Source organism: Flavobacterium sp., assembly GCF_049318185.1.
Classification (GTDB): Bacteria; Bacteroidota; Bacteroidia; order Flavobacteriales; family Flavobacteriaceae; genus Flavobacterium.
The window spans coordinates 1-3,703 of the sequence record NZ_JBMOGV010000161.1; the positions used below are offsets into that span (position 1 = coordinate 1).

4 protein-coding genes and 1 pseudogene are annotated in these 3,703 nt (G+C 36.3%); 4 read left to right on the forward strand and 1 reads right to left on the reverse strand.

From position 1 onward, the window contains the following. The 3 genes and pseudogenes from ACOYLT_RS10775 to thrC all read left to right on the forward strand — a co-directional run. Positions 1-362, forward strand: a pseudogene (locus ACOYLT_RS10775) (bifunctional aspartate kinase/homoserine dehydrogenase I); the annotation flags it as partial. A 76-nt stretch (positions 363-438) separates the two neighbouring features. Then, a complete protein-coding gene (locus ACOYLT_RS10780; protein WP_422853853.1) occupies positions 439-1,359 on the forward strand; it encodes a homoserine kinase in 921 nt (306 codons plus the stop codon). 76 nt (positions 1,360-1,435) lie between these two features. Continuing rightward, positions 1,436-2,725 carry a threonine synthase gene (gene thrC, locus ACOYLT_RS10785; protein WP_422853854.1) on the forward strand — a complete coding sequence of 430 codons (1,290 nt, stop codon included), beginning with the start codon at positions 1,436-1,438 and terminating at the stop codon, positions 2,723-2,725. Positions 2,726-2,739: 14 nt separating this feature from the next. On the opposite strand, the gene ytxJ is transcribed toward thrC, so the two are convergent. Further along, positions 2,740-3,126 carry a bacillithiol system redox-active protein YtxJ gene (gene ytxJ / locus ACOYLT_RS10790; RefSeq protein WP_422853855.1) on the reverse strand — a complete coding sequence of 129 codons (387 nt, stop codon included), beginning with the start codon at positions 3,124-3,126 and terminating at the stop codon, positions 2,740-2,742. Positions 3,127-3,243: 117 nt separating this feature from the next. Here ytxJ and ACOYLT_RS10795 point away from each other — a divergent pair, with 117 nt between their 5' ends. Next, on the forward strand, positions 3,244-3,456 hold the full coding sequence (locus ACOYLT_RS10795; protein ID WP_422853856.1) for a DUF2798 domain-containing protein: 213 nt from the start codon (positions 3,244-3,246) through the stop codon (positions 3,454-3,456). Positions 3,457-3,703 lie beyond the last annotated feature (247 nt).

The following is a 3,703-nucleotide window of genomic DNA, read 5'->3' on the forward strand; positions in this document are numbered from 1 at the left end:
TGGAAAAAATAGAAAACAATTCGTTCCTTCCAAAAGAATGTATGGAAACCACCAAAAATGAAGATTTCTTTAAATCATTAACCAAACATGCAACTCATTTTGAAAATCTTTTGGCAGAAGCCAAATCAAAAGAATGTAGATTAAAATTTGTAGCTTCGTTTGACAATGGAAAAGCAAGTGTTGGGCTAAAATTCATTCCTAAAGAAAGTCCATTTTATAATCTAGAAGGAAAAGATAATATTGTAGAATTCTATACCGATAGATATATTGATCAGCCCTTAATTATCAAAGGCGCTGGTGCTGGCGCTGCTGTGACCGCATCGGGTATCTTTGCTGATGTAATTAGAATTGGGAATGTATAAAAAATGTTTGTGGTTTGTTGTTTATAGTTTTAATTTTTAACCATAAACAACAAACCATAAACCATAAACCTTAAAAATGACTGAAATAAAAATATTCTGCCCCGCTACTATCGCCAATCTCAATTGCGGATTTGACGTCTTGGGTTTGTGCCTCGAAGGTATTGGGGACGAAATGATAATCCGAAAAGTTGCGGAAAAAGGCATCAGAATAACCAAAATAACGGGTGCCGATTTACCTTTAGAAACCGAGAAAAACGTAGCTGGAGTTGCTGCTTTAGCATTATTGAAAGCCACACAATCTGACTTTGGTTTTGAAATTGAAATCCATAAAAAAATAAAAGCTGGCAGCGGCATTGGAAGCTCATCTGCTAGCGCCGCTGGGGCTGTTTTTGGTATCAACGAATTGTTAGGCAGGCCATTTACACGTCACGAATTGGTTGAATTTGCCATGAAAGGAGAAGTTGTAGCGAGTGGTTCTGAACATGCCGATAATGTAGCACCATGTCTTTTGGGTGGTTTTACACTAGTGCGTGGATACAATCCGTTGGATGTGATTAGAATGGAAAGTCCAAGCGAAATTTATGCTGTTGTCTTACATCCACACATCGAAGTAAAAACTTCAGACTCACGTGCTGTATTGTCACCAACTATTGCCTTGAAAGATGCCATTACGCAGTGGGGAAATCTTGGTGGATTAATAGCTGGATTATATTCCAAAGACTACGGACTCATTGGTCGTTCCTTGCAAGATGTAATTATTGAGCCGTTACGTAAAAAATTAATTCTAAATTTTGACCAAGTAAAAAATAGCGCTCATGATGCTGGTGCTTTGGGTGCAGGAATTTCTGGTGCTGGTCCCTCTATTTTTGCGTTATGCAAAGGACAAAATAGCGCAGAAGAAGTTGCTTTCGCCATGAGCAATAGTTATTTAGATACTGGAATCCCTTTTGATATTCATGTGTCACGCGTGAATGCTGAAGGAGTAAGAATCAAATAAGAACTAAGAGGTACGATATACGAAGTAAAAAGTATATAGTACTTCGTGTCTCGTAATTCATAAATCGTACTTTAAAATGAAATATTATAGTTTAAATCATAATTCACCAAAAGTTAGCTTTGAAGAAGCTGTAGTATTGGGTTTAGCACCTGATAGAGGTTTGTATTTCCCAGAAAGCATCACACCACTACCCGATTCTTTCTTTCAAAATATTGAAAATCTTACTAACGAAGAAATAGCTTTTGAAGCTATCCAACAATTTGTAGGCGATGAAATTCCAGAAACGGAACTGAAACGCATCATAGCCGAAACGCTTTGTTTTGACTTTCCGTGTGTGCCCGTGGAAGACAATGTCTATTCGTTAGAATTGTTTCACGGACCCACTATGGCATTCAAAGACGTTGGTGCCCGATTTATGTCACGTTGTTTGGCCTATTTCAATCGCAATGATGATAAGAAAGTAACTGTTCTTGTAGCAACTTCTGGTGATACTGGTGGTGCGGTTGCAAGCGGTTTTTTAGGTGTAAAAGGCGTTGAAGTAATTATACTGTATCCTTCAGGTAAAGTGAGTGAAATACAAGAACGTCAATTGACTACATTAGGTCAAAATATAAAAGCACTAGAAGTGGATGGTTTCTTTGACGATTGCCAAGACATGGTTAAAAAAGCATTTTTGGATGACAGTTTGAAGCACAAGAATCTAACCTCGGCCAACTCGATTAACATAGCGCGTTGGTTGCCCCAAATGTTCTATATTTTCTTTGCTTACCAACAACTAAAGAAACACAACAAACCGATTATTCTTTCCTGTCCTAGTGGCAACTTTGGCAACATTTGTGCGGGTATAATGGCCAAACGTTTGGGATTGCCTATCGCCCATTTTGTAGCGTCAACCAATGCTAACGATACCGTGCCACGCTTTTTAGAAAAAGGGAACTACGACCCAAAACCATCTGTAGCTACCATTGCTAATGCGATGGATGTGGGTAATCCTAGTAATTTCATCCGAATTCAGGAGTTATACCACAACGATTTGAATGAATTTGAGAAAGATTTCTCTTCTTATAGCTATACCGATGCTGAAACAGAAGCTGCAATGCAAGACATTTACACAAGAACGCAATACATCGCTGAACCACACGGTGCTATAGGTTATTTGGGATTGAAAAAAGAAATGAAAAAGCAACCCAACAGTGTTGGCGTATTTCTGGAAACAGCACATCCTATAAAATTCTTGGATACGGTGGAGCCTTTATTGGATTTAAAATTGCCTATTCCAACTCAAATTGAAAGTGTACTTCACAAGGATAAAGTTAGTGTCAAAATAAGTACGTATGAGGATTTTAAAACCTTTCTAAAAAGCTAAATCAAAGCTCTTCATTATAGCAATCGTTCCAAATCTTCGGAAGCAATATCGCTATGCGATGCATTATAGATAGCTTTCCCGTCTTTAATCAAAATCAATTGTGGTGATTGATGCACAACACCAAAACGTAAAGCTATTTCGCTCGAAATATCCCTATTCTCCAGCAAGTCTAAGAAATAAGGCGTAACTTTAGACTGCAAATCAAATTCGTTTTCAAATTGTTTCAACGCCATTCGGCTCACACTGCAGCGTGTACTGTGTTTGAAAATAATTACTGGTGTTGATGTGGACTCGTGTATGATTTCGTTCAACTGTCCAAGGTTGGTTAAGGGTATCCATGCTACTTTTGAACTGTTGTTTGATTCATTTGAATCACCAAATATATTTTTAAATAAACTCATTTTGTCTGGATTTGCGTCATTTTGACATTGAAATAGGATTTAAAATATCATAAAGTAATCAAACTTTAATTTAAAGGTTGTCTCAAAAAGACAACCTTTTCTTTTTAATAAATGTAAATGAAACTATCTATAAAACAAACCAAACTATTATCGAATATTTTGGTTTCTATTTCGATGACGATTGTCATGACAGCAGGAATGCTATATGTGCATTCTGGTTACTGCGATAACTTTTTCAAACTTTGGTTAAGTGATTTTTTGGTGGGTTGCCTAATAGCCATTCCAACTGGTCTGTTGATAGTTCCTATCATATCAAAATGGTTCAACTAGCTTACAGATAATAATAACAAAGTTAACAGGGGTTAAAAGTAATTGCGAATTTTGCTGCAAGTTCATTTTCGAAATAAATTTATCATAAAAAAAAATAAAAAGTTCAGCAGTTTGCAACTGACAAGAAACGGCTGAATTTTGAAGTACTGCTATTTCGACTATCCAACACTAATAGTTAAAGAAAAAAAATAAGTATAAAACTAATAACTGTCTAATTTTTAGTTTAACTGTTCTTGAAAAACTTCTA

Excerpts from the sequence above, each read along its gene's own strand:
- ACOYLT_RS10780 (WP_422853853.1), top strand. The coding sequence starts at position 439 with ATGACTGAAATAAAAATATTCTGCCCCGCTACTATCGCCAATCTCAAT.
- thrC (WP_422853854.1), top strand. The coding sequence starts at position 1,436 with ATGAAATATTATAGTTTAAATCATAATTCACCAAAAGTTAGCTTTGAA.
- ytxJ (WP_422853855.1), bottom strand. The coding sequence starts at position 3,126 with ATGAGTTTATTTAAAAATATATTTGGTGATTCAAATGAATCAAACAAC.
- ACOYLT_RS10795 (WP_422853856.1), top strand. The coding sequence starts at position 3,244 with ATGAAACTATCTATAAAACAAACCAAACTATTATCGAATATTTTGGTT.